The sequence below is a fragment of the Micromonospora sp. CA-248260 genome, assembly GCF_050942205.1.
In the GTDB taxonomy this organism is placed as follows: Bacteria; Actinomycetota; Actinomycetes; order Mycobacteriales; family Micromonosporaceae; genus Micromonospora; species Micromonospora antibiotica.
The window spans coordinates 1,350,418-1,372,641 of record NZ_CP192021.1; the positions used below are offsets into that span (position 1 = coordinate 1,350,418).

At 73.8% G+C, this 22,224-nt stretch carries 21 protein-coding genes and 1 pseudogene; 16 read left to right on the top strand and 6 right to left on the bottom strand.

Features of this window, described 5'->3' with window-relative positions:
• Window positions 1-10: 10 nt before the first annotated feature.
• Together ACQP2H_RS06260 and ACQP2H_RS06265 are read left to right on the top strand one after the other, a co-directional pair.
• A complete protein-coding gene (locus tag ACQP2H_RS06260; protein ID WP_357534691.1) occupies window positions 11-1,003 on the top strand; it encodes an ATP-binding cassette domain-containing protein in 993 nt (330 codons plus the stop codon).
• Window positions 1,000-1,818 carry an ABC transporter permease gene (locus ACQP2H_RS06265; protein WP_208567323.1) on the top strand — a complete coding sequence of 273 codons (819 nt, stop codon included), beginning with the start codon at window positions 1,000-1,002 and terminating at the stop codon, window positions 1,816-1,818. The genes ACQP2H_RS06260 and ACQP2H_RS06265 overlap by 4 nt, the downstream gene beginning before the upstream one ends.
• A 158-nt stretch (window positions 1,819-1,976) precedes the next feature.
• On the opposite strand, the pseudogene ACQP2H_RS06270 reads toward ACQP2H_RS06265, so the two are convergent.
• From ACQP2H_RS06270 to ACQP2H_RS06280, 3 genes and pseudogenes are all read right to left on the bottom strand, one after another.
• A pseudogene (locus ACQP2H_RS06270) lies at window positions 1,977-2,366 on the bottom strand (PLD nuclease N-terminal domain-containing protein); the annotation flags it as partial.
• Between the two features lie 27 nt (window positions 2,367-2,393).
• Complete coding sequence (locus ACQP2H_RS06275; protein WP_307799210.1) at window positions 2,394-2,720, bottom strand: DUF202 domain-containing protein; 327 nt, start codon at window positions 2,718-2,720, stop codon at window positions 2,394-2,396.
• The gene (locus ACQP2H_RS06280; protein ID WP_244252306.1) at window positions 2,717-3,136 is read right to left on the bottom strand and encodes a YidH family protein; all 420 of its coding nucleotides are present in this window, start codon (window positions 3,134-3,136) and stop codon (window positions 2,717-2,719) included. The genes ACQP2H_RS06275 and ACQP2H_RS06280 overlap by 4 nt, the downstream gene beginning before the upstream one ends.
• Before the next feature lie 11 nt (window positions 3,137-3,147).
• Here ACQP2H_RS06280 and ACQP2H_RS06285 point away from each other — a divergent pair, with 11 nt between their 5' ends.
• The 4 genes from ACQP2H_RS06285 to ACQP2H_RS06300 all read left to right on the top strand — a co-directional run bounded on the left by ACQP2H_RS06285 (window position 3,148) and on the right by ACQP2H_RS06300 (window position 6,521).
• Window positions 3,148-3,945, top strand: coding sequence for a GNAT family N-acetyltransferase (locus ACQP2H_RS06285; RefSeq protein ID WP_363823925.1), 798 nt, complete (start codon window positions 3,148-3,150; stop codon window positions 3,943-3,945).
• Window positions 3,946-3,947: 2 nt separating this feature from the next.
• Complete coding sequence (locus ACQP2H_RS06290) at window positions 3,948-4,364, top strand: hypothetical protein (protein ID WP_219468001.1); 417 nt, start codon at window positions 3,948-3,950, stop codon at window positions 4,362-4,364.
• A gap of 406 nt (window positions 4,365-4,770) precedes the next feature.
• Window positions 4,771-5,550, top strand: coding sequence for an electron transfer flavoprotein subunit beta/FixA family protein (locus ACQP2H_RS06295; protein WP_208567318.1), 780 nt, complete (start codon window positions 4,771-4,773; stop codon window positions 5,548-5,550).
• An 11-nt stretch (window positions 5,551-5,561) separates the two neighbouring features.
• Complete coding sequence (locus ACQP2H_RS06300) at window positions 5,562-6,521, top strand: electron transfer flavoprotein subunit alpha/FixB family protein (protein ID WP_208567317.1); 960 nt, start codon at window positions 5,562-5,564, stop codon at window positions 6,519-6,521.
• Window positions 6,522-6,758: 237 nt separating this feature from the next.
• Here the strand turns inward: ACQP2H_RS06300 and ACQP2H_RS06305 are convergent, their stop codons facing one another.
• Both ACQP2H_RS06305 and ACQP2H_RS06310 read right to left on the bottom strand, forming a co-directional pair.
• Window positions 6,759-7,637, bottom strand: a complete 879-nt coding sequence (locus tag ACQP2H_RS06305; RefSeq protein ID WP_433231567.1) for an anti-sigma factor — start codon at window positions 7,635-7,637, stop codon at window positions 6,759-6,761.
• Window positions 7,591-8,196 carry an RNA polymerase sigma factor gene (locus tag ACQP2H_RS06310; RefSeq protein WP_208567315.1) on the bottom strand — a complete coding sequence of 202 codons (606 nt, stop codon included), beginning with the start codon at window positions 8,194-8,196 and terminating at the stop codon, window positions 7,591-7,593. The genes ACQP2H_RS06305 and ACQP2H_RS06310 overlap by 47 nt, the downstream gene beginning before the upstream one ends.
• Window positions 8,197-8,447: 251 nt before the next feature.
• Here ACQP2H_RS06310 and ACQP2H_RS06315 point away from each other — a divergent pair, with 251 nt between their 5' ends.
• The 7 genes from ACQP2H_RS06315 (at window position 8,448) to ACQP2H_RS06345 (ending at window position 15,596) form a co-directional block, all read left to right on the top strand.
• A complete protein-coding gene (locus ACQP2H_RS06315; protein ID WP_208567314.1) occupies window positions 8,448-9,278 on the top strand; it encodes a DUF4397 domain-containing protein in 831 nt (276 codons plus the stop codon).
• Entirely contained in the window at window positions 9,275-9,943 is a 669-nt protein-coding gene (locus ACQP2H_RS06320) for a class F sortase (protein ID WP_208567313.1), read from the top strand. The genes ACQP2H_RS06315 and ACQP2H_RS06320 overlap by 4 nt, the downstream gene beginning before the upstream one ends.
• A 287-nt stretch (window positions 9,944-10,230) precedes the next feature.
• Window positions 10,231-11,406: a cysteine desulfurase family protein gene (locus tag ACQP2H_RS06325; protein ID WP_208567312.1), complete on the top strand. Its 1,176-nt coding sequence runs from the start codon at window positions 10,231-10,233 to the stop codon at window positions 11,404-11,406.
• 494 nt (window positions 11,407-11,900) lie between these two features.
• A complete protein-coding gene (gene mnmA, locus ACQP2H_RS06330; RefSeq protein WP_219468006.1) occupies window positions 11,901-12,974 on the top strand; it encodes a tRNA 2-thiouridine(34) synthase MnmA in 1,074 nt (357 codons plus the stop codon).
• A gap of 104 nt (window positions 12,975-13,078) precedes the next feature.
• Window positions 13,079-14,086, top strand: coding sequence for a methionine synthase (locus tag ACQP2H_RS06335; RefSeq protein WP_219468009.1), 1,008 nt, complete (start codon window positions 13,079-13,081; stop codon window positions 14,084-14,086).
• Window positions 14,087-14,123: 37 nt separating this feature from the next.
• On the top strand, window positions 14,124-14,492 hold the full coding sequence (locus ACQP2H_RS06340) for a VOC family protein (RefSeq protein WP_208567309.1): 369 nt from the start codon (window positions 14,124-14,126) through the stop codon (window positions 14,490-14,492).
• 102 nt (window positions 14,493-14,594) lie between these two features.
• Window positions 14,595-15,596 (top strand): ADP-ribosylglycohydrolase family protein, encoded by a 1,002-nt coding sequence (locus tag ACQP2H_RS06345; protein ID WP_219468013.1) that lies wholly within the window; start codon window positions 14,595-14,597, stop codon window positions 15,594-15,596.
• A 729-nt stretch (window positions 15,597-16,325) separates the two neighbouring features.
• On the opposite strand, the gene ACQP2H_RS06350 is transcribed toward ACQP2H_RS06345, so the two are convergent.
• Complete coding sequence (locus ACQP2H_RS06350; protein ID WP_219468016.1) at window positions 16,326-16,838, bottom strand: type II toxin-antitoxin system PemK/MazF family toxin; 513 nt, start codon at window positions 16,836-16,838, stop codon at window positions 16,326-16,328.
• Between the two features lie 182 nt (window positions 16,839-17,020).
• Here ACQP2H_RS06350 and ligA point away from each other — a divergent pair, with 182 nt between their 5' ends.
• From ligA to gatC, 3 genes are all read left to right on the top strand, one after another.
• Window positions 17,021-19,159 (top strand): NAD-dependent DNA ligase LigA, encoded by a 2,139-nt coding sequence (ligA, locus tag ACQP2H_RS06355; protein ID WP_219468020.1) that lies wholly within the window; start codon window positions 17,021-17,023, stop codon window positions 19,157-19,159.
• A gap of 191 nt (window positions 19,160-19,350) precedes the next feature.
• Entirely contained in the window at window positions 19,351-21,723 is a 2,373-nt protein-coding gene (locus tag ACQP2H_RS06360) for a putative bifunctional diguanylate cyclase/phosphodiesterase (RefSeq protein ID WP_219468024.1), read from the top strand.
• 189 nt (window positions 21,724-21,912) lie between these two features.
• On the top strand, window positions 21,913-22,218 hold the full coding sequence (gatC, locus tag ACQP2H_RS06365; RefSeq protein WP_088641698.1) for an Asp-tRNA(Asn)/Glu-tRNA(Gln) amidotransferase subunit GatC: 306 nt from the start codon (window positions 21,913-21,915) through the stop codon (window positions 22,216-22,218).
• The last annotated feature ends 6 nt before the right edge of the window (window positions 22,219-22,224 follow it).

Below are 22,224 nucleotides of genomic sequence, written 5' to 3' on the forward strand. Positions count from 1 at the left end.
GGGAGTTCTGATGACATTCGCCATCCGCGCCGAGGGGCTGGTGCGCCGGTTCGGTGCCACCACCGCCCTGGCCGGGGTCGACCTTGAGGTGCCCACCGGGACGGTCTTCGGGCTGCTCGGCCCCAACGGCGCCGGCAAGACCACCGCGGTACGGGTGCTCGCCACCCTGCTCACCGCCGACGCGGGCCACGCCACGGTCGGCGGATACGACGTCCGCCGCGACGCCCACCAGGTCCGCCAGCTGATCGGCCTCACCGGCCAGTACGCCTCGGTCGACGAGAACCTGACCGGCACCGAGAACATGCTGCTCATCGGCCGGCTGCTGGGCCTGTCCCGGCGCGACGCCCGGGACCGGGCCGCCGAGCTGCTGGCCGGGTTCCAGCTCACCGACGCCGCCGGCCGGGCCGCGAAGACCTACTCCGGCGGGATGCGCCGGCGGCTCGACCTGGCGGCCAGCCTGGTCGGTCGGCCGCAGGTGCTCTTCCTCGACGAGCCGACCACCGGTCTCGACCCGCGCAGCCGCAACGACCTGTGGGACATCGTCCGGGGCCTGGTCGCCGAGGGGGTGACCGTGCTGCTGACCACGCAGTACCTGGAGGAGGCCGACCAGTTGGCCGACGAGATCGCCGTGGTCGACCACGGTCGGGTGATCGCCCAGGGCACCCCGGAGGAGCTGAAGGCCAAGACCGGCGGCCAGGTGCTGACGGTCCGGCCGGTCGAGGCCACCGACCTGGCCACCGTGCTCGCCGTCGTCGGCGAGGTGACCGGGGTCGACCCGGAGGTCGTCCAGACCACGGTCAGCGCGCCGGTCAACGGTCCGGGCGCGCTGCCCGCCGTGGTGCGCCGGCTCGACGACGCCGAGGTGCAGGTCGCCGAGCTGGCCCTGCGCGGGTCCAGCCTCGACGAGGTGTTCCTCTCCCTCACCGGCCACCGCGCCGAGGACACCGCCGACACCGCCGACCTCGCCGACACCGCTGACGCCCTGGAAGGGAGCCCGGCATGACCGCCGTGACCGTCGCCGCTCCGTCGGCCCGACCCGTACCGGCCCGCCGGCTCAGCCCGGCCGCCGGTCTGCGGCACACCGGCACGCTGGCCTGGCGCAGCCTGGTGCAGATCAAACACAACCCGATGGAGCTGCTCGACCTGAGCATCCAACCGGTGATGTTCGTGTTGCTCTTCACGTACGTCTTCGGTGGGGCGATCTCGGGCAGCCCGGGGGAATATCTCACCTTCGCGCTGCCCGGCATCATCGTGCAGAACGCCTTCTTCGCCACCATGACCACCGGTTTCGGGCTGAACCAGGATCTCACCAAGGGCGTCTTCGACCGGCTGCGGTCGTTGCCGGTGGCCCGGTGGTCCCCGCTCGCCGGCCGGATCGTCGCCGACACGGTCAAGCAGGCGTGGTCGTTGTCGCTGCTGCTCGGCGTCGGGATGATCCTCGGCTTCCGGCTCGGCAACGGCCTGCTCGGCCTGCTCGCCGCGTTCGCTCTGCTGCTGGTCTTCTCGCTGGCCGCCGCCTGGATGTCGGTGCTGGTCGGGGTGCTGGTCAGTGAGCCGGACAAGGTGCAGATCTTCGGCTTCACGGTGATCTTCCCGCTGAGCTTCACCAGCAACGCCTTCGTGCCGACCGAGACGATGCCGTCCTGGCTTCAGCACTGGGTCGAGGTGAACCCGGTGACCATCCTGGCGAACGCGCTGCGCGGCCTGCTGGTCGGCGGGCCGGTCGCCGGGCCGGTGCTCCAGTCGCTGCTCTGGGCGGTCGTCATCGCCGCCGTCTTCGCCCCGCTCGCGGTCAGGGGTCTACGCCGTCGGTTGTGACCGGGGTGGCGACGTTGGGGGTCACCCGGTGTGTTCGGGTGACCCCGGCGGGGTCAGATCTCGGGCCGGTCGCCCTCGCGGGGTCGTTCGCCGTCGTGCGGTGCGGCGTCCTGTCGGGTCGGCGGGTGGTCGGCGGGCGGGGTGTCCTCCCGTGGCGGCGCACCGTCGCGGGGGCGCTTCCCGTCGTGCCGGCGCAGGTCGTCCTCCCGGCGGCGGAGGTCCTCCTCCCAACGCTGGAAGAGGGCGTTGTCGTCCCGGCGGGCACGTTCGTCGATCGACTTCAGGAACTCGGGGTCGTCGTCAGGCGCGACGGGTCGTCGGGAGCCGGTGCCGGACGGCCATCCGCCGCGTCGGTCACCCGTGGGGGCGGGTCGACCGGCGAGGAACCAGGCGATCGAGCCGACCAACGGGAAGACCAGGATGACCAGGACCCAGGCGAACCGGGGCAGCCCCCGGATCCCCTCGTCCTCCGCGGAGAGGCAACTGATCAGCGCACCGGCGGCGAGCACCACCTGGAGCAGGAACAACACCACATAGAGCCGGGCCATGCCCCCATCATGGCGCAGCCGTGCGCGTCACCACACCCCACGCAGCACCAGCGCCACGCACAGCAGTGCCAGACCGGTCGTGCCGAGGGCCATCAGCGGTACGGCGTGGGTGTCGATCCGGGCCTGCCGGCGGCCGGTGGCCCGCCCCCAGCCCACCACCAGCGTCGCCCACCAGGTCGCCACGGTGACCCCGGCCAGCAGGGCACCGGCGGTGTCGCCGGTCAGCGCCAACCGGACCGCCAGCACGGTCACCACCGTGTACGCCAGCCCCATGCGCCGCCAGGCCAGCCGGGTGCGCTCCGGTTGCAGGCCGGGATCGCGGGTGCCGTCCCCGCCCGCCGGCACCCCGGTCACCCGCTCACCCCGCGCGCCAGGACCGCCACCACCAGCAGCAGCGCGCCCACCGCCACGATCAGGGCGAGGACGGCCGGGAAGCGGGAGGCCGGCAGGCGTTCGCCGAGCCGGATGGCCCGTTCGGTGCGGGACCAGTGGTCCACCGCCCGGACGGCGACGGTCGCGCCGAGCAGCAGCAGCGCCACGGCGATCGCCTCCCGCAGGTGGCGCAGTGGCAGCGGCGGGAGGAACTGGGCGGCGGCCAGCCCGCCCGCGATCAGCGCCAGCCCGGTGCGCAGCCAGGCCAGGAAGGTCCGTTCGTTGGCCAGCGAGAAGCGGTAGTCGGGGGTGCTGCCCACGGAGTTGAGGTCCGACGGGTCGAACCACCGTCTGATCGCCTGCCACACGACGCCGATTATCCGCTTTACCGTCGACATAGCCTGGAGCGATGACCGATCTTGATGCCTCCACCCTGCGCGACACCTACGACCGGCAGCTCCGGCCGGAGATCCCCGACCCGGTCCCGGCCGGCGTGACCGTCGAACACGACGGCCCGCTGGTGCGCATCCTGGGTCTGGACCATGGCGGTTTCCTCACCTACCGCACCCTGGACGGGCTGGTCGGGGAGGACCTGGATGCGCTGATCGCCCGGCAGGTCGAGCTGTTCCGGCAGCGCGGCGAGTCGGTGGAGTGGAAGCACAACACCCACGACGAGCCCGCCGACCTGCCGGACCGGCTGCGCGCCGCCGGCTTCGTGCCGGAGGACCGGGAGACCGTGCTGATCGGGCCGGTCGCGCCGCTGGCGGGTGCCGTGCCGGTGCTCCCCGAGGGGGTACGGCTGCGCGAGGTCACCGGTCTGGTCGACCTGGAGCGGATCGCCGCGATGGAGGAGGAGGTCTGGCGCAGCGACCGTTCCCACCTGGTCACCGGGCTGGCCCGGGAGATCGAGGCGGACCCGCAGTCGATCACGGTGGTGGTGGCCGAGGCGGGGGAGACGGTGGTCAGCGCCGGTTGGGTGCGCTACCTCAACGGCACCGGCTTCGCCAGCCTGTGGGGCGGTTCGACGCTCGAACAGTGGCGGCGGCGGGGCATCTACCGGGCGCTGGTGGCCTACCGGGCCCGGCTGGCCGACCAGCGGGGCAAGACGTTGTTGCAGGTGGACGCCTCGGAGGACAGCAGGCCGATCCTGGAGCGACTCGGCTTCGTACCGGTCACCACGACCACCCCCTACGTCTACACTCCGTGATGATGGAGCAGCGGCTGACGGACGACGAGCAGCAGGTTCTCAAGACGGGCGCCTTCGGGGCGGTCTTCCTGGTGTCGAACGCCGATCCGGGCGTGTTCGCGATGATCCGGGAGAGCTTCGCCGCGTCCGGGGCGTTCGCCGGGGCCAGTGGCCTGGTGAAGGAGGCGCTGACCGCGGGCGGGCTGCCCCGGCTGCCCCGGGACTCGGCGCTGGAGATCGAGTCGGTGGTGCTGCCGGCGTTGGGGCGTGCGGTGGACATCCTGCGGGAGAAGTCGCCGGCCGACCTGTCGGCGTACCGCGAGCTGGTGGTGACGGCGGCGGAGCAGGTGGCCAGTGCGCACCGGGGGGTGACGCCGGCCGAGGCGGACGCCATCGAGCGGATCAGGACCGCCCTGGCCGGGCCCGTCGAGCCGGCCTGATCGGGTCGCGTGTGCCCGGTCGCGCCGGGCTGGCCCGGGGCCGGGTCGGCGGCCGTGATCGACCCCGAGGTCGCCGGTCCGGGGTGGTCGGTCGTGCTGGTGCCGACCGGTTCCTGCGGTTCACCGCTGTCGACGTCCGCCGCCGCCCCGACGAGGTCGTGGCCCAACTCTCGGTGGGTGGTCAGGTTCGAGGGGTGGGCTGTCGGCTCTGCGTCAGGGTGCGCCTGTCGCGGTGAGCTGTGTCACCGCGGGTGACCCGGAGGGTTAACCTACCGGCAGGTAACATTGCGTTCGTGGGCAACTGCACAGCAGCCCGCGGTTGACCGGGTGTCAACGACGCGCAAAGCTCCGCCCTTAACCGGGCGAGCAGATCGCACACCACCAACAGGAGGGTTGTCGAATCGCGATGAACATCGTCGTACTCGTCAAGCAGGTGCCTGATTCGGGCGCGGACCGCAACCTGCGTGCTGACGACAACACCGTCGACCGCGGTTCGGCGAACAACGTCATCAACGAGATGGACGAGTACGCCATCGAGGAGGCGCTGAAGATCAAGGAGGCGCACGGTGGCGAGGTCACCATCCTGACCATGGGGCCCGACCGGGCCACCGAATCGATCCGCAAGGCGCTCTCCATGGGCCCCGACGCCGCCGTGCACGTCCTCGACGACGCCCTGCACGGGTCCTGCGCGGTGGCCACCTCGAAGGTGCTCGCCGCCGCCCTCGGGCAGCTGGGCGCCGACCTGGTGATCTGCGGCGCCGAGTCGACCGACGGCCGGGTCCAGGTCATGCCGCACATGCTCGCCGAGCGGTTGGGGGTCGCCGCGCTGACCGGTGCCCGCAAGCTCACCGTCGACGGCGGCACGCTGACCGTGGAGCGGCAGACCGAGGAGGGCTACGAGGTGGTCACCGCCTCGACCCCGGCCGTGGTCTCCGTCTGGGACACCATCAACGAGCCGCGCTACCCCTCCTTCAAGGGCATCATGGCCGCCAAGAAGAAGCCGGTGAAGACGCTGTCCCTGGCCGACCTGGGCGTCGCGCCGACCGAGGTGGGTTTCGAAGGCGCGACCAGCGCCGTCGTCGAGCACACCAGGCGTCCGCCGCGCTCCGGCGGCGCCAAGATCACCGACGAGGGCGAGGGCGGCGTCAAGCTGGTCGAGTTCCTCGCCACCGAGAAGTTCGTCTGAGGGGTCTGAACATGGCTGAGGTACTCGTCGTCGTCGAAGCCACCAGGGAGTTCGGCGTCAAGAAGGTCACCCTGGAAATGCTGACCCTCGCTCGCGGGCTGGGCACCCCGAGCGCCGTGGTGCTCGGCGGCGCCGGTGCCGCCGACGCGCTGAGCGCCAAGCTCGGCGAGTACGGCGCGGAGAAGATCTACGCCGCCGAGAGCGAGGAGATCGACGGTCACCTGGTCGCCCCCAAGGCGACCGTGCTGGCCGAACTGGTCAACCGGGTGCAGCCGGCCGCCGTCCTGCTGGCCTCGGCCCAGGAGGGCAAGGAGATCGCCGCCCGGCTGGCCGTCAAGCTGGACAACGGCATTCTGACCGACGTGGTCGGCCTCGACGCCGACGGCACCGCCACCCAGGTCGCCTTCGCCGGCTCCACCATCGTCAAGTCCAAGGTCACCAAGGGCCTGCCGCTGGTCACCGTACGGCCGAACTCGGTCACCCCGACGCCGGCGGCGGCCACCCCGGCCGTCGAGCAGCTCACCGTCGCGGTCACCGACACCGACAAGCTGGCGAAGGTCGTCGAGCGGGTCGCCGAGCAGAAGGGCTCCCGCCCCGAGCTGACCGAGGCCGGCATCGTCGTCTCCGGCGGTCGCGGCGTCGGCAACGCCGACAACTTCAAGCTGGTCGAGGAGCTGGCCGACCTGCTCGGCGGTGCCGTCGGGGCGTCCCGCGCGGCGGTCGACTCCGGTTACTACCCGCACCAGTTCCAGGTCGGGCAGACCGGCAAGACCGTCTCCCCGCAGCTCTACGTCGCGCTGGGCATCTCCGGTGCGATCCAGCACCGGGCCGGCATGCAGACCTCGAAGACGATCGTCGCCGTGAACAAGGACGGCGAGGCCCCGATCTTCGAGCTGGCCGACTACGGCGTGGTGGGCGACCTGTTCAAGATCGTGCCGCAGGCCGCCGAGGAGATCCGCAAGCGTAAGTGACCCGACCCGGGTCCGCACTGGAGCCGCCGTCCGGTCCGCCCGGGCGGCGGCTCCGTCGTGGTGCCGGGTCTGGCGTGGTGCCCGGTCCCGGCGTGGTGACGGGCGGGCGGCGGCGCTGCCCGGCGATCCGGCCGGCGCCGAATTGCGCAACGACCCGGAAGACGGGGGCACGACCCCGGTTCCGGCCGTGGTGAGGGGAGCTGATCGGCGGGCCGGGGAGCTGAACCGGCCCACCGATCAGCCCGTCAGGGTGCCCCTCAGCAGGCTGTCGCCGGAGTGGGCGGGCTTGTTGTCGTACTGCTCGGCGGAGACGTCGACCACCGAGTACGCCTGGAGATCCACATTCGGGGGCAGGGGCAGCAGCGCATCACCCGAGCTGCCCCGCAGCACACCCACCGAGAACATCTCCATGCTCGTCGGATTGATCAGCCAGACCTCGTAGTACCCCGCAACGTCCGGGAGATTCGCGACGTGCATATGCAGTCGGCCGTCGGCGAAGACCCGGGCGTCACCGTTGGCGTCCTTCGGCGTGCTGCCGTACGCGGCCAGTGGTGCGCTGGCCAGCACCTCCTGCCGGGGTGTGGAGTCCCGGTCACCGAGGACGGCGACGGTGCCGAGCACCGCGATCGCCGCGGCGGCGGTCGCCGAGACGACCGTGGTCGCCCAGCGGGGCCACCGTCGGGACCGGCCCGCCGGTCGTGCGGCGGCCCGCCCGCTGCCCGGGGACGACTGCCGCCGCCGGGAACCCGGCCGGTCGCCGGTCACCGCCGACAGCTGCCGGTACGCCGGGTCGACGTCGTCACCGGTCGCCGGCTGTGCCGGCACGGGACGTACCCCCGTCGGGTCGGGCCCGAGATCCTGACGGTGGGCCTGCGCCGACGACGGCGCCTGCGCCACGGCGTCGAGTTCGGCCAGGATGCCCGCCCAGAGGTGGGCCGGCGGGTCGGGCAGGTCGTGCAGGCCCTGGGTCTGCGCGCCCAGCCCGGCGACGTGCCGGAGGGTGTCCAGCTCGCCCCGGCAGGTCACGCAGCCGCCGAGGTGGTCGGTCTCACCGTGGTCCGCCTCGCTCTCACCGAGCGCCAGAAAGACCAGCCGGTCGTGGTCCAGGTGCTGCACCGTCCACCTCCCATCTGCGTTTCAAGCTCGCCATGCCCCGTCTGATGTGGCTCTTGACCGTGCCCAACGGCACTCCGGTCACCGTCGCGATCTGCTGGTGGGTCAGGTCGTCGTAGAAGGCCAGCTCCAACATCCGCCGTTGGTCGTCCGGGAGCCGGGCCAGCTCGTCGGCGACCACCAGCCGGTCGACCACTGTGTCCGGGTCCCCGCCGGTGGCGACCGGCTCGGGCAGCTGCCGGACCGTCTCCACCACCCGCATCTCCCGGGCCGAGGCGCGCAGCCGGTCGATCACCTTGCGCCGGCCGATGCCGAGCAGCCAACCGATCAGTGAACCCTTGGCCGGGTCGAAGGTGTCCCGCCCCAACCAGGCGGCGACGAACGTCGCCTGGGTCACGTCCTCCGCGTCGCTGCGGTTGGCCAGCGTGCTGGTGGCCAGGTGGTGCACGGCCCGGCCGTACCGGTCGTACGCCTCCCGCAGCGCGCTCTCGTCGCCCGCCCGGAAGCGCGCGGCCAACTCGTCGGGGGGTGGGGGTTCGGGTTCCTGGCCTGCTGTTCCCACCGCTGTCACCGGGCGGGTCGCCTTCCCTGGGGCATGCCCGACTGTAACGCCCACAGCCTCCGCCCCACTCTCCCGGTCCGTGTTCGCCTCCACTCGTCTCACCTGCTCTTCGTCGCCGGGGGCGGCCCCGGATGCACCCCGGACGAAGAAAAAGAAAGTGGTGTCCGGCTGCATCCGGCGGTGCGACGGGTGGCGTAACCCGTTCTGCAAGCCAGACCTGACGAACCAGCACCAATCACCAGGAGGCAGACATGCAGCTCGCTATCTTCCGTCGGGTCGCCGCAGGCGGCGCGGTGGCCGCCCTGGCCTTCGCGGGCGTCGGCGCCGCGACCACGACCCCGGCGTACGCCGCCTCGTCCAAGGTCTCCGTCGTGCACGGCATCCCGGACACCCCGGTCGACGTCTACGTCAACGGCGAGAAGACCCTCGACAACTTCAAGCCCGGTGACGTGGCCGGCCCGCTGACCCTGCCCGAGGGCGAGTACGACATCGCGCTGACCAAGCCGGGTGAGCCGGTCGGCAGCGCGATCCTCAAGGTCGACGACGCCAAGGTGCCCGGTGGCGCCAACATCAGCCTCGCCGCGCACCTCAGCGCGGACGGCAAGCCGCAGATCACCCCCTTCGTCAACGACACCGCCAAGCTGGCCGCCGGCAAGGCCCGACTGATCGTCCGGCACACCGCCGCCGCCCCGGCGGTCGACGTCCGGGCCGGTGGCAAGCCGGTCTTCGAGGACCTCACCAACCCGAAGGAGGCCAAGGCGGACGTCGACGCGGGCACGGTCAAGGCCGACGTGGTACTGGCCGGCACCGACACCGTGGCGATCGGCCCGGCGGACCTCAACCTCAAGGAGGGCACCGCCACCATCGTCTACGCGATCGGCTCGGCCGAGGCCAAGAACCTCGACGTGGTCGCCCAGACCATCACCGGTCTGCACTCCGCCCCGGGCGGGGTGCCCAGCGGCACCGGCGGGCAGGCCGGCACCGGCGTCGACACCTGGTGGTACGTGCTGGCGGGCGCCGGCGTGCTGCTGCTGGTCGGCGGTGGGGCGCGGGTGGCCACCACCCGGACCGGTCGCCGGTGACGGTGCGACACCGCGGGGCGCTGGCGGCGATGGCCGCCGGCGTCGCCGCGCTCACCATCGCCACCGTCGTGGCCTGCGGATCGCAACCGGCCGACGACGTCGGCACCGACGAGGCCGCGGCCCTGGCCAGCAGCAACCCGCCGAGTCCGACGACCGGCACCGGCGGCGGCCCCTCGGTGCCGGTGACCGCCGGGGGCCTGCCGACCGACGAGCGGACCGTGCCGCCGGTGAAGCTGCGCATCCCGGCGATCGACGTCACCGCCACGGTCAACCCGGTGGGCGTCGACACCCGGACCGACGAGTTCGACGTCCCGCCGAGCGTGGACCAGATCGGCTGGTACCGGTACGGCCCCGGGCTGGAGACCGACGCCGGCTCGGTGGTGATCGCCGGCCACGTCGACAGCTCCGAGCAGGGCAAGGGGGCGTTCTTCCGGCTCCGCGAACTCGACCGGGGCGACACCCTCACCGCCACCGGCGCGGACGGGAAACAGCGGGCCTACCGGGTCGTCGCCCGCGAGGAGTACGCCAAGACGAAGATCCCACTGGACCGGTACTTCGCCCGGGACGGCAAGCCGCGCCTCACGTTGATCACCTGCGGTGGCCCGTTCGACCCGAAGACCCGGCACTACCGGGACAACATCGTCGTCACGGCCGTACCGGCCTGAGGCGCTGCCGTGCCTGGGGCGCTGCCGTGTCGGCCTGATGCGCTGCCGTGTCGGCCTCCGGACGGCCGCCGCGCCGGCGTACCCGCGTGCCGCCGTCCGGACGGCCGGTGATGCGCCGGTGGGTCGGCCCGGCTTCCAGTCGGACCGGGACCGAACCGGTCCTGGTCCGACCGGGTCGGGCCGGGCCACGCTTCGGCCTGGTCCGACCGGGTCGGGCCGGGCCACACTTCGGTACGGGGCGATCCGGCATCCGACGGTCCGTGCCCCGGCCGTTACGCTGAACAGTGATGGCATACCTGGATCACGCGGCGACCACCCCGATGCTCGACGAGGCGTTGGCGGCGTACGTCGCCACCGCCCGCGAGGTCGGCAACGCGTCGTCGTTGCACGCGACGGGCCGGCGTGCCCGGCGTCGGGTGGAGGAGTCCCGCGAGCGGGTGGCCGCGGTGCTGGGCGCCCGCCCCTCCGAGGTCATCTTCACCGGCGGCGGCACGGAGAGCGACAACCTCGCCGTGAAGGGCATCTTCTGGGCCAGGCGGGCAGCCCGGCCCGACCGGGTCCGGGTGGTCTCCAGCGCGGTCGAGCACCACGCCGTCCTCGACGCGGTCGACTGGCTCGCCGACCACGAAGCCGCCGAGGTCGCCTGGCTGCCCACGGACGCCGCCGGCAAGCTCGACCCGGAACGGCTGCGCACCGAGCTGGCCGAGCACGCCGAGCGGGTCGCCGTGGTGACCGCCATGTGGGCCAACAACGAGGTCGGCACCGTGCAGCCGGTGGCCGCGCTGGCCGCCGTGGCCGCCGAACACGGGGTGCCGCTGCACACCGACGCCGTGCAGGCGGTCGGTCAGGTCCCCGTCGACTTCGCGGCCAGCGGGGTCGCCGCGCTCACCGTGACCGGGCACAAGCTCGGCGGCCCGACCGGGGTCGGCGCGCTGCTGCTCGCCCGGGACGTCGCCGCCACCCCGCTGCTGCACGGCGGCGGGCAGGAACGCGACGTCCGCTCCGGCACCCTGGACACCGCCGGCATCGTCGCCTTCGCGGTCGCCGTCGAAACGGCGGTCAAGGGCCAGCAGGAGTACGCCGCCCGGGTGGCCGCGCTCCGCGACGACCTGGTCCGACGGGTCCGGGAGGCGGTGCCCGAAGTGGTGTTCAACGGCGACCCCGTCGACCGGCTGCCCGGCAACGCGCACTTCTCCTTCCCCGGTTGCGAGGGGGACGCCCTGCTGCTCCTGCTCGACGCCCAGGGCATCGCCTGCTCCACCGGCTCGGCCTGTTCGGCGGGGGTGGCCCAGCCCAGCCACGTACTCCTGGCGATGGGTGCCGACCACGACCGGGCCCGCTCCTCGTTGCGCTTCACCCTCGGCCACACCAGCACCTCCGCCGACGTCGACGCCCTCATCGCCGCCCTACCCGCCGCCGTCGACCGCGCCCGCCGAGCCGCCGCCCTCCGCACCCCCCGCTAACAGCGCTCGCTCCCGCTCCCGCCCCGCCCGCTCCCGCCCCGCCCCGCCCGCTCCCGCCCCGGCCCGCCCGCTCCCGCCCCGCCCGCTCCCGCCCCGGCCCGCCCCGGTGATCAAGAGGTTTACGTCACCCGTCGGCCGGATTCTGACGCAAACCTCTTGATCACCCGCCCCTGCCGGCCCGGCCCCCTGCCGGCCCGGCCCCCTGCCGGCCCGGCCCCCTGCCGGCCCGGCCCCCTGCCGGCCTCCACCCTCACCTGCCCGTGCAGGCCTTCCAGCCCGCCCCGTCGCGCGTGGGCGGTGGTGGTGTTCGGTGATCAAGAGATTTAGGTCAGGAACGGGCGCTGGGATGACGCGAACCTCTTGATCACCGGGGCGAGGGCGAGGGCGAGGGCGAGGGCGGGGTGGGGCGAGGGAGGGGAGGGGGAGGGCGGGACGGGGCGAGGGTGGGGGTGGGGTGGGTGGGTAGGGTTGGTGGGGGAGAAGGGGTGTGGCTGGTGAGGGTTCTGGCGGCGATGTCGGGCGGGGTGGACTCCGCTGTGGCGGCGGCGCGGGCGGTGGACGCCGGGCACGACGTGACCGGGGTGCACCTGGCGTTGTCCCGTAACCCGCAGACCTTCCGGACCGGGGCCCGGGGGTGCTGCACGCTGGAGGACTCCCGGGACGCGCGGCGGGCTGCCGACGTGATCGGCATCCCCTTCTACGTGTGGGACATGGCCGAGCGGTTCCACGCCGACGTGGTGGACGACTTCGTCGCGGAGTACGCGGCCGGGCGTACCCCGAATCCGTGTCTGCGCTGCAACGAGAAGATCAAGTTCGCGGCGGTGCTGGACCGGGCGGTGGCGCTGGGCTTCGACGCGGTGGTCACCGGTCACCATGCCCGGCTCGGCCCGGACGGGCTGCTGCGCCGCAGTGTCGACCTCGCCAAGGACCAGTCGTACGTGCTGGCGGTGTTGACCCGCGCGCAGCTCGACCGGTCGGTGTTCCCGCTCGGTGACGCCACCAAGGCGGAGGTCCGCGCCGAGGCGGCCCGGCGTGACCTGGCGGTCGCCGAGAAGCCCGACTCGCACGACATCTGCTTCATCGCCGACGGCGACACCCGGGGTTTCCTCGCCGGGCGGCTCGGCGAGGCGCCCGGCGAGGTGGTCGACGCGTCCACCGGCGAGGTGGTCGGCAGTCACACCGGCGCGTACGCCTACACGGTGGGCCAGCGGCGCGGCCTGCACCTGGACCGGCCCGCCCCGGACGGGCGGCCGCGTTACGTGCTCTCCATCACCCCCAAGACCAACACGGTCACCGTCGGACCCGCCGAGGCGCTGGAGGTTTCCGTGGTCCGCGCCAGCCGTCCGGTCTGGACCGGTGGTGCGCGGCCGACCGCGCCGATCGAGTGTGAGGTGCAGTTGCGGGCGCACGGCGACGTCGTACCGGCCACGGTGAGCGTGGACGGCGACACGCTCGTCGCCGAGCTGCGCCGTCCCGTGCGCGGGGTGGCCGCCGGGCAGGCCGTCGTGGCGTACCGGCCGGATCCGGCCGGTGACGTGGTGCTCGGCTCCGCCACCATCACCGGCTGATCCGCCCACGACGGGGTGCCGTCGGGCTGACCGTCGGTCGGGTGGGTCGCTGCTGAACTGACCGTCGGTCGGGTGGGTCGGCGGGGGCCGGTTACCCTTCGGCGGTGACTCGACAGCAGCTCTGGCCCTGGCCGGCGGGCGCGGCGACCGGCATCGGTTCGCTGCCCGGCACCGACATCGCCGAGGCGCAACGGATCGTCATCGGTGAACTGCCCGCCCTACCGCACCTGCCCGAGTTGCCCGCCCGGGGGCCGGGCGCCGACCTGATCGGGCGTACCGGCGGGTTGCTCGTGGAATTGCCGGTGGAGCTGTACGCCGCCCGTTGGCGGATCGCCCCCCGCCCCGGTCGGGACCTGCGCCGATCCCGGGACCTGCTGGAACGTGACCTCGACCAGCTCGCCGAGCAGGCCGAGGCGTACGCCGGGCCGGTGAAGGTGCAGGCGGCGGGACCGTTCACCCTGGCCACGGCGGTGGAGTTGCCGATCGGCGGGCGGCTGCTGCGCGACCCGGGTGCGGTGCGGGAGCTGACCGCGTCCCTGGCGGAGGGGCTGCGGCTGCACGTCGAGGCGGTGGCCCGCCGGCTGCCCCGGGCCTCGGTGCTGCTCCAACTCGACGAGCCGTCGCTGCCGGCGGCGCTCGCCGGCCGGGTCCGCACCGAGAGCGGTCTGGGCACCTACCGGCCGGTCGACACCACCGTCGCCCGTTCCCTGCTGAGCGAGGTGATCAAGGCGGCCGGGGTGCCGACGGTGGTGCACTGCTGCGCCCCGGACGTGCCGTTGGAGCTGCTGCGCACCGCCGGGGCGGTCGGGGTGGCGCTGGACCTCGCCCTGCTCACCGACCTGGACCCGTTGGGCGAGGCGATCGACGCCGGTCTCGGCCTGCTGGCCGGGGTGGCGCCGACGCAGCCGCCGTCGGCCGGCCGCGCGCCGACGTCGGCCCAGCTCGCCGATCGGGTACGCGGACTCTGGGACCGCCTCGGCTTTCCGCGCCGTCAGCTCGCCGAGCAGGTGGTGGTCACCCCGGCCTGCGGTCTCGCCGGAGCCGGCCCGGAGTACGCCCGCGCGGTGCTCACCGCCTGCCGGGACGCCGCCCGCCGGCTGCACGAGGAGTGAGGGTTTTCCGTCGTACCGGGTGGGCAGGATGACGGTCATGATTGGAAAACTGCGTACCGTCGCCATCGACTGTCCCGATCCGCGGGCCCTGGCCGGTTTCTACGCCGAGCTGCTCGGTCTGCCCCTGGTCGAGGCGGACTCCGACGGCAACGAGTGGGTCGTGCTGGGCGGTCCGCTCGGGCAGCAGCCCCGGCTCGCCTTCCAACAGGCAACCGACCTGATTCCCCCGGCCTGGCCTGATCCGGCGCGTCCGCAGCAGGTCCACCTCGACGTCACGGTCGACGACATCGAGGTGGCCGAGAAGGCGGCGCTCGCCCTGGGCGCCCGGCGGCTGCCCGGCGAGGGGGAGGGTTTCCGGGTGTACGCCGACCCGGTGGGCCACCCGTTCTGCCTCTGCTGGGACTGATGCCTTCCGCCGCCGGACGGGCAGCGGCGGGTGCCGCCGTGGCGCTGCCCGGCCGGCGGCGTCCGGGGTGCCGGGGTGGCCTGGGCGGGGCATGATCGGGTCGTGATCGACTCCTCGCTCCGTCGCGCCTCCGGTTCGCTGTTCGGGCTCGCCTACGGCGATGCGCTCGGCAAGCCGACCGAGTTCCTGTCCGTGCCCGAGATCCACCGCCGGTACGGCCCGGCGGGGCCACGGGAACTGGTCGGCGATCCGGTGCTGGTCACCGACGACACCCAGATGGCGCTCGCGGTGGCGTGGGCCCTGCACGACGCACCCGGGTACACCCCGGAGGCCGTCGAACCGTTGCTGCGTCGGCGCTTCCTGGACTGGGCCGCCAGCCCGGAGAACAACCGGGCACCGGGGATGACCTGCCTGCGGGCCTGCGGCGAGCTGGGTCGGGGGCTGCCCTGGCAGCAGGCGACGGTGGTCGACTCCAAGGGGTGCGGCGCGAACATGCGGGTCACCCCGGTCGGCCTGCTCGACATCGACCTGGACACCCTCGCCGGGCTGTCCCAGCTCCAGGCCGGCCTCACCCACGGCCACCCCACCGGCCTGGCCGCCAGTGAGCTGACCGCGTACGCGGTGCGGGTGCTGTGCGACGGCGCGGCGCTGACGGAGCTGCCCGGCCTGCTGACCGACCGGGCCCGCGACCAGCGCCACACGTACCGCGACGACTGGTTGGGTGACCTGTGGCGGCGGTGCGGGGCGGACTCCCCGGCGGAGTTCATCGCCACCGGCTGGGACGAGTGCCGGTCGGCGCTGGAGCGGCTCGACGCCGCGCTGCGCCGACCGGACGACGGGGGAGACCCGTGCCGGTACACGGGCGAGGGCTGGATCGCCGAGGAGGCGCTCGCCACCGCGCTGCTCTGCGTCCGGTGGCACCCCGACGACCCGGTGGCCGCGCTCGGCCGGGGCGCGACCACTGCGGGTGACTCGGATTCGATCGCCGCGTTGGCCGGCGCGTTCCTCGGCGCGGCCTACGGGCTGTCCGGCTGGCCGCCTGCCTGGTCCACCCGCATCGAGTACGCCGACCAGCTCGCCACCCTCGGCGCGGCCTGGGACTGACCCGCCCGCCCGGCCAGATGCCGCCAACCCGCCCGCCCGACCGCCGGGCCGGATGCCCGACCGCCGGGCCGGATGCCCGACCGCCGGGCCGGATGCCCGACCGCCGGGCCGGATGCCCGACCGCCGGGCCGGATGCCCGACCGCCGGGCCGGATGCCCGACCGCCGGGCCGGATGCCCGACCGCCGGGCCGGATGCCCGACCGCCGGGCCGGATGCCCGACCGCCGGGCCGGATGCCCGACCGCCGGGCCGGATGCCCGACCGCCGGGCCGGATGCCCGACCGCCGGGCCGGATGCCCGACCGCCGGGCCGGATGCCCGACCGCCGGGCCGGATGCCCGACCGCCGGGCCGGATGCCCGACCGCCGGGCCGGATGCCCGACCGCCGGGCCGGATGCCCGACCGCCGGGCCGGATGCCCGACCGCCGGGCCGGATGCCCGACCGCCGGGCCGGATGCCCGACCGCCGGGCCGGATGCCCGACCGCCGGGCCGGGATGCCGACCGCCGGGCCGGATGCCCGCCCGACCGCCGGGCCGGGATGCCGACCGCCGGGCCGGATGCCCGCCCGACCGCCGGGCCGGATGCCCGACCGCCCACCTGCCCGGCCGACCGCCCACCTGCCCGGCCGACCGCCCACCTGCCCGGCCGGCTGGATGCCGCCCGGCCGGCCGGATGCCGCGCCGTCGCGGTGTCGGTCACCACGACGGGAGCGCCGGGGGTGGTGCGGTGCTCAGGCCGGGCTGCGTCGCCCGTGCAGTCGCTTCACCCGCCGCCACAGGGCCGGGTCGCAGCTACCGGCCCGGCGGGAGAAGGCGTCGGCGGGGATACGCATCGGCTCGGCCAGATCCAGCCAGCTGTCGTGTTCGGCGTCCGGGTCCCAGTCCCGGGTCGGGATCGACACGTGGTCGTCCCGGTCGCTCTTGTCCTGACTGGTGATCTTGAGGACCTCGATGCCCCGGTCGTCGGCGCGTACCACCAGGCAGGGGCGTACCTTCGAGCCGGTGCCGTCGTGGAACGGCACGTCCGCCCACCAGATGTCACCCGGACGGGGCGTGCCGGTGGGGGTGCGGGGACGCGGTGGCGCGGTCGGTCGGGCCCGGTCCCGGGGCGGGGTGCCCCGCTCCGGTCGGGTGCGCCCGTCGCCACTCGACGGTCGCCCGCCCCGGCGTCGCCACTCGTTCCAGGCCCAGCCGGCGGCGACCGCCAGGACGATCAGCAGCCCCCACAGCAACCACTCCGGCATCGGTACCCCGCCTTCCTCCGGGCGGCCACCGCGCCGCCGACGTGCGGCGATCGTCGCACGCCCCGGGGCCGGTCGCCCGTCGGGCGGGGTGGGGCAGGCAGGGGGAATGTCCCACCGGCCGGTTACCGTGCTCCAGTAGCGTGATCACGGGGGAGGTTCGCACGGTGTCCGGAGGCGACAGGGTGTCGGAAGAAGAGATTCCCCAGCAGGTCAGCGCGGCCCAGGAGGCGGCGGCCGGCGGTGAGCCCACCCCCGAGGCCCGGGAGCGGCACGCCACGTTGGGTCAGGAGCTGACCGAACACCAGTACCGCTACTACGTCCTCGATGCGCCGACCATCACCGACGCCGAGTTCGACAGGCAGTTGCGCGAGCTGGAGGCGTTGGAGGCGGAGTACCCGGCACTGCGTACCCCCGACTCGCCGACACAGCGGGTCGGCGGCACCTTCTCCACCGATTTCACCCCGGTCACCCACGCCGAGCGGATGCTGTCGCTGGACAACGCCTTCGCCGACGAGGAGCTGGCCGCCTGGGCCGAGCGGGTCGAGCGGGACGCCGGTGGCCCGGTGCCCTACCTGTGCGAGCTGAAGGTCGACGGCCTGGCCATCAACCTGACCTACGAGAAGGGTCGGCTGGTCCGCGCCGCCACCCGGGGCGACGGGCGCACCGGTGAGGACGTCACCGCCAACGTGCGCAGCATCCGCAGCGTGCCGGCCCGGCTCACCCCGTCCGACGAGTTCCCCGACGTTCCGGAGCTGCTGGAGGTGCGGGGCGAGATCTACTTCCCGGTCGCCGGGTTCGCCGACCTCAACGCCAGCCTGGTCGAGCAGGGCAAGGCGCCGTTCGCCAACCCGCGAAACGCCGCCGCCGGCAGCCTGCGCCAGAAGGATCCCCGGATCACCGCGTCCCGGCCGCTGCGGCTGGTGGTGCACGGCACCGGCGCCCGCACCGGCTTCCGGCCGGCCACCCAGTCCGAGTCGTATGCGGCGCTGAAGGCGTGGGGGCTGCCGACCAGTGACCGCTGGCGGGTGGTGCCCGACCTGGCCGGCGTGGCGGAATACATCGCCCACTACGCCGAGCACCGGCACGACGTCGAGCACGAGATCGACGGGGTGGTCGTCAAGGTCGACCCGGTGCCCATCCAGGGTCGGCTCGGCTCGACCAGCCGGGCGCCCCGGTGGGCGATCGCCTTCAAGTATCCGCCGGAGGAGGTCAACACCACGCTGCTCGACATCGAGGTCGGCGTCGGGCGGACCGGCCGGATCACCCCGTACGCGGTGCTGGAGCCGGTGCACGTGGCCGGTTCGACGGTCGCCCAGGCCACCCTGCACAACGCCCGCGAGGTCGAACGCAAGGGGGTGCTGATCGGCGACACGGTGGTGCTGCGCAAGGCCGGCGACGTGATCCCCGAGGTGCTCGGCCCGGTCATCGAGCTGCGACCCGCCGACGCCCGCCCGTTCGTCATGCCCACCCACTGTCCGTCCTGTAACACGCCGCTCGCCCCGGCCAAGGAGAGCGACGTCGACATCCGCTGCCCCAACACCCGCAGCTGCCCGGCGCAGCTGCGGGAACGGGTCTTCCACCTCGCCGGGCGGGGCGGCTTCGACATCGAGGTGCTCGGCTACAAGGGCGCCGCCGCGCTGCTCGACGCCGAGATCATCGGCGACGAGGGTGACCTGTTCGCCCTCGACGCCGCGCAGCTCGCCCGCTCGCCGTTCTTCGTCAACAAGGACGGCAGTCTCGGCACCAACGCGACCAAGCTGCTCGACAACCTCGCCGTGGCCCGGGAACGCGACCTGTGGCGGGTGCTGGTGGCGCTCTCCATCCGGCACGTCGGGCCCACCGCCGCGCAGGCCCTGGCCCGGCATTTCCGTTCGGTGGCGGCGATCGAGGCGGCTGCCGAGGAGGAACTGTCCTCGGTCGACGGGGTCGGTCCGACCATCGCCGCCAGCATCAAGGAGTGGTTCGCCGTCGACTGGCACCGCGACGTGGTCCGCAAGTGGGCCGAGGCCGGGGTCCGGATGGCCGAGGAGGCGGTCGACGAGGGGCCGCGCCCGCTGGAGGGGATCACCGTGGTGGTGACCGGCACGCTCGCCGGGTTCAGCCGGGACCAGGCGGCCGAGGCGATCCAGAGCCGGGGCGGCAAGGTCACCGGTTCGGTCTCCAAGAAGACCGGCTTCGTGGTGGTCGGCGACAACCCCGGGTCCAAGGCCGACAAGGCGGCCGGGTTGAAGGTGCCGGTGCTCGACGAGGACGGCTTCCGGGTGCTGCTCGACGCCGGCCCGGAGGCGGCCCGCGAGGTGGCCCGGGTCGAGGAGAGCTGAGCGTCCGGCCGCTGACCTGACCGTCCGCCCGTCCTGCTCCGCCCATAGGTGAATCTTGGGGTCGTATACCAACTTAGTCACGACTACGACCGATTCGTGGCTGTCGTACGGGTCCACCGGCACCCAGGGCGTTTCATGGTGGCAGGTGTGCGACCGGCGTACACCCTGATGGGGCGTGCCCGGGAGGTGCGATGGAGACCGCCGACCCCCGCAACTCGTTCCCGGGCGGGCAGGAGGGGCCGTTCCTGGGCCTCGTCGTCGGGGTGATCGGCCTGGCCGTGCTGGCCTGCGTCGGGCCGCTGATCGACCTCGTCGGCCGGCTGGACCAGCTCCCGGTGGCGTTCTGGACGATGGCGGTGCTCGCGGTCGGCTGCGACGCCCGACCCTTCATCCCCTCGGGACGCCGGCAGACCTCAGCGGTCTTCCCGTCCACCTGTTTCACCTTCGCCATCCTGCTCGGCTGGGGGCTCGGGCCGGCGGTGCTGGTGCAGGCCGTCGCGGTCGCCGTCTCCGGCGTACGGCTGGGCCACGCCCCCTGGCGGACCACCTTCAACGCCGCCCAGTACGCCTGCGCGCTCACCGCCGCCCACCTGGTGCTCCGGCTCGGACCGGGCGGGCTGTTCGACGACGACCGGGTGGGCTGGACCGACGTCCTCACCGCCGGGGGTGCGACCGTCACCTGGTTCGTCGTCAACTACGGGCTGGTCAGCACCGCGTTGCGGCTGCGCTTCGGTGGCCGGTGGTGGCCGGCCGCCCGGCAGGGGCTGCCCTTCGAACTGCTCTCCACCGGTTCGCTGCTGCTGCTCGCCCCGGTCCTGGTCACCGCAGCGCGGGCCAACGCCGCGCTGATCCCGCTGGTGCTGGTGCCCCTGTTCGCGGTCTACCGGATGGCGCACCTCTCCGACGAACAGGTCCAGCTCGCCGCCCTCGACCCGCTCACCGGCCTGCCCAACCGCAAGGCGCTGCTCGCCGAGGTGGCCGAGCAGGTGCACCGGCATGCCGAGCGGGTCGCCCGGGGGGACCGCGGCGCACAGGTGGCGCTCCTGCTCATCGACCTGGACCGGTTCAAGAACGTCAACGACGCGCTCGGCCACGCGGTCGGTGACCGGCTGCTGGTCGAGGTGGGTGCCCGGCTCGCCGAGGTGATCGGGGAGCGCGACCTGCTGGCCCGGCTGGGCGGGGACGAGTTCGCGATCGTGGCCGGTGGGCTCGACGGGGTGGCCGAGGCCCGGGAGTTGGCGGACCGGGTGGTCGCCGCGTTGGCCGAACCGGTGTCGCTGGACGGGCTGCCACTGGACGTCGGCGGTTCGATCGGCATCGCGCTCTTCCCCGACCACGGCGAGGACTACGCCACCCTGATGCGCCACGCCGACGTCGCCATGTACGACGCGAAGCACCGCAACGACACCGTCGCCATGTACGCGGCCGAGTCCGACCACAACTCCGCCGAGCGGTTGGCGCTCCTGGCCGACCTGCGGCGCGTACTGGAGGCGGGGCCGACGGGCGGGCGGGCCGTGCGCGGCGGTGACGGCGCGACACTGCCGTCCCGGCTGGCCCCCGTCGACGGACCCGCCGGTGGCCCGGCCCCCCGCGTCGGCGGACCGGGCCGGTGGTGGCTGCCGCGCCGACGGCAGCGGCCCACACCGGTGCACCCCGACGAGTTGTTGAACCGGATCCTCACCGGTGCCGACCCGGTCCGCCGTCACGGTGGGGTCCCGGAGCACCGGCCGGCCGTGCCGACCCCGGCGGCGCAGGACGTCGCGCCTCCGGCCGGCCCGGCGGAGGTCGGCGAGATCACCATGTACTACCAACCGCAGGTCGCCATCGCCACCGGCGAGGTGGTCGGGGTGGAGGCGTTGCTGCGTTGGCGGCACCCGCGCCGGGGGATGGTCGACCCGGAGGAGCTGATCCGGGTCGCCGAGCAGAGCGCCGTGATGCGCCTGCTCACCTACCGGGTGATCGACGACGTGGTGGCGCAGCTCGCGACGTGGTCGGCGGCCGGGATCACCCTGCGGGCGGCGGTCAACGTCAGCGTGCGGGACCTGCACACCGGGGAGATCGTCGACCGGATCGCCGACCGGCTCGCCGGTGCCGGGGTACGCCCGGAACGGCTGCAGCTGGAGATCACCGAGGGGGCGCTGATGGCCGACCCCCGACGGGTGCTGGCCACCATCACCCGGCTGCACCAGCTGGGGGTCGCCATCTCGCTGGACGACTTCGGCACCGGCTACTCGTCGTTGCAGCACCTGCGCCGGCTGCCGCTGTCCGAGGTGAAGGTGGACCGGTCGTTCGTGCTGGGGATGGCCGAGGACGCCGACGACGCGGCGATCGTCAAGTCGACGATCGAGCTGGCCGGTGCGCTCGGCCTGCGGGTGGTCGCCGAGGGGGTCGAGGACGAACGGACCTGGCGGCTGCTGCACGCGGCCGGTTGCGACGCCGCGCAGGGCTGGTTCTACGCCCGCCCGATGCCCGCCGACGAGTTGACCGCCTGGCTGGCCCGCTACCGCCCGCTGAGCCCCGTCCCCAGCCCGGACGCCGAGATCCCCCGCCGGCACGCCCGCTGACGGTCGCCGGCACATCCACGGGGGTGGGCGGGCGGCCCCCGGACCGGCCGGCGGCCCGGACGCAGGGGGAGTCGGAGGTGTCGGGGTGAGCGCAGGACAATAGACTCGCTCCGGTCACCGCGCGTCAATCCCGTCGACGGCGCGGCCGGCACACCGAGACGCAGCAGCACAGCCACGAAGGGGGCACCGATGGCCGCCATCTCCCGCGAGGAGGTCGCGCACCTCGCGCGACTGTCGCGGCTCGCCGTCACCGAGGAGGAGCTGGACACCTTCGCCGGCCAACTGGACGTGATCCTCCAGTCGGTCGCGCAGGTCGGCGAGGTCACGGCGGCGGACATCCCGCCGACCTCCCACTCGGTGCCGCTGACCAACGTGCTCCGCGACGACGTGGTGGTGCCCGGGTTGACCCCGCAGGAGGCGCTGTCGGGTGCCCCCGACGTCGCCGAGCAGCGGTTCCGCGTCCCGCGCATCCTGGACGAGGACGTGGCGTCGTGAGCGGGT

Coding starts and splice junctions, on each gene's coding strand:
- ACQP2H_RS06290 (WP_219468001.1), top strand. CDS start 3,948: ATGGAGCAGCGGCTGACGGACGACGAGCAGCAGGTTCTCAAGACGGGC.
- gatC (WP_088641698.1), top strand. CDS start 21,913: ATGGCCGCCATCTCCCGCGAGGAGGTCGCGCACCTCGCGCGACTGTCG.
- ACQP2H_RS06295 (WP_208567318.1), top strand. CDS start 4,771: ATGAACATCGTCGTACTCGTCAAGCAGGTGCCTGATTCGGGCGCGGAC.
- ACQP2H_RS06325 (WP_208567312.1), top strand. CDS start 10,231: ATGGCATACCTGGATCACGCGGCGACCACCCCGATGCTCGACGAGGCG.
- ACQP2H_RS06360 (WP_219468024.1), top strand. CDS start 19,351: ATGGAGACCGCCGACCCCCGCAACTCGTTCCCGGGCGGGCAGGAGGGG.
- ACQP2H_RS06340 (WP_208567309.1), top strand. CDS start 14,124: ATGATTGGAAAACTGCGTACCGTCGCCATCGACTGTCCCGATCCGCGG.
- ACQP2H_RS06315 (WP_208567314.1), top strand. CDS start 8,448: ATGCAGCTCGCTATCTTCCGTCGGGTCGCCGCAGGCGGCGCGGTGGCC.
- ACQP2H_RS06350 (WP_219468016.1), bottom strand. CDS start 16,838: ATGCCGGAGTGGTTGCTGTGGGGGCTGCTGATCGTCCTGGCGGTCGCC.
- ACQP2H_RS06260 (WP_357534691.1), top strand. CDS start 11: ATGACATTCGCCATCCGCGCCGAGGGGCTGGTGCGCCGGTTCGGTGCC.
- ACQP2H_RS06280 (WP_244252306.1), bottom strand. CDS start 3,136: ATGTCGACGGTAAAGCGGATAATCGGCGTCGTGTGGCAGGCGATCAGA.
- ACQP2H_RS06265 (WP_208567323.1), top strand. CDS start 1,000: ATGACCGCCGTGACCGTCGCCGCTCCGTCGGCCCGACCCGTACCGGCC.
- ACQP2H_RS06285 (WP_363823925.1), top strand. CDS start 3,148: ATGACCGATCTTGATGCCTCCACCCTGCGCGACACCTACGACCGGCAG.
- ACQP2H_RS06300 (WP_208567317.1), top strand. CDS start 5,562: ATGGCTGAGGTACTCGTCGTCGTCGAAGCCACCAGGGAGTTCGGCGTC.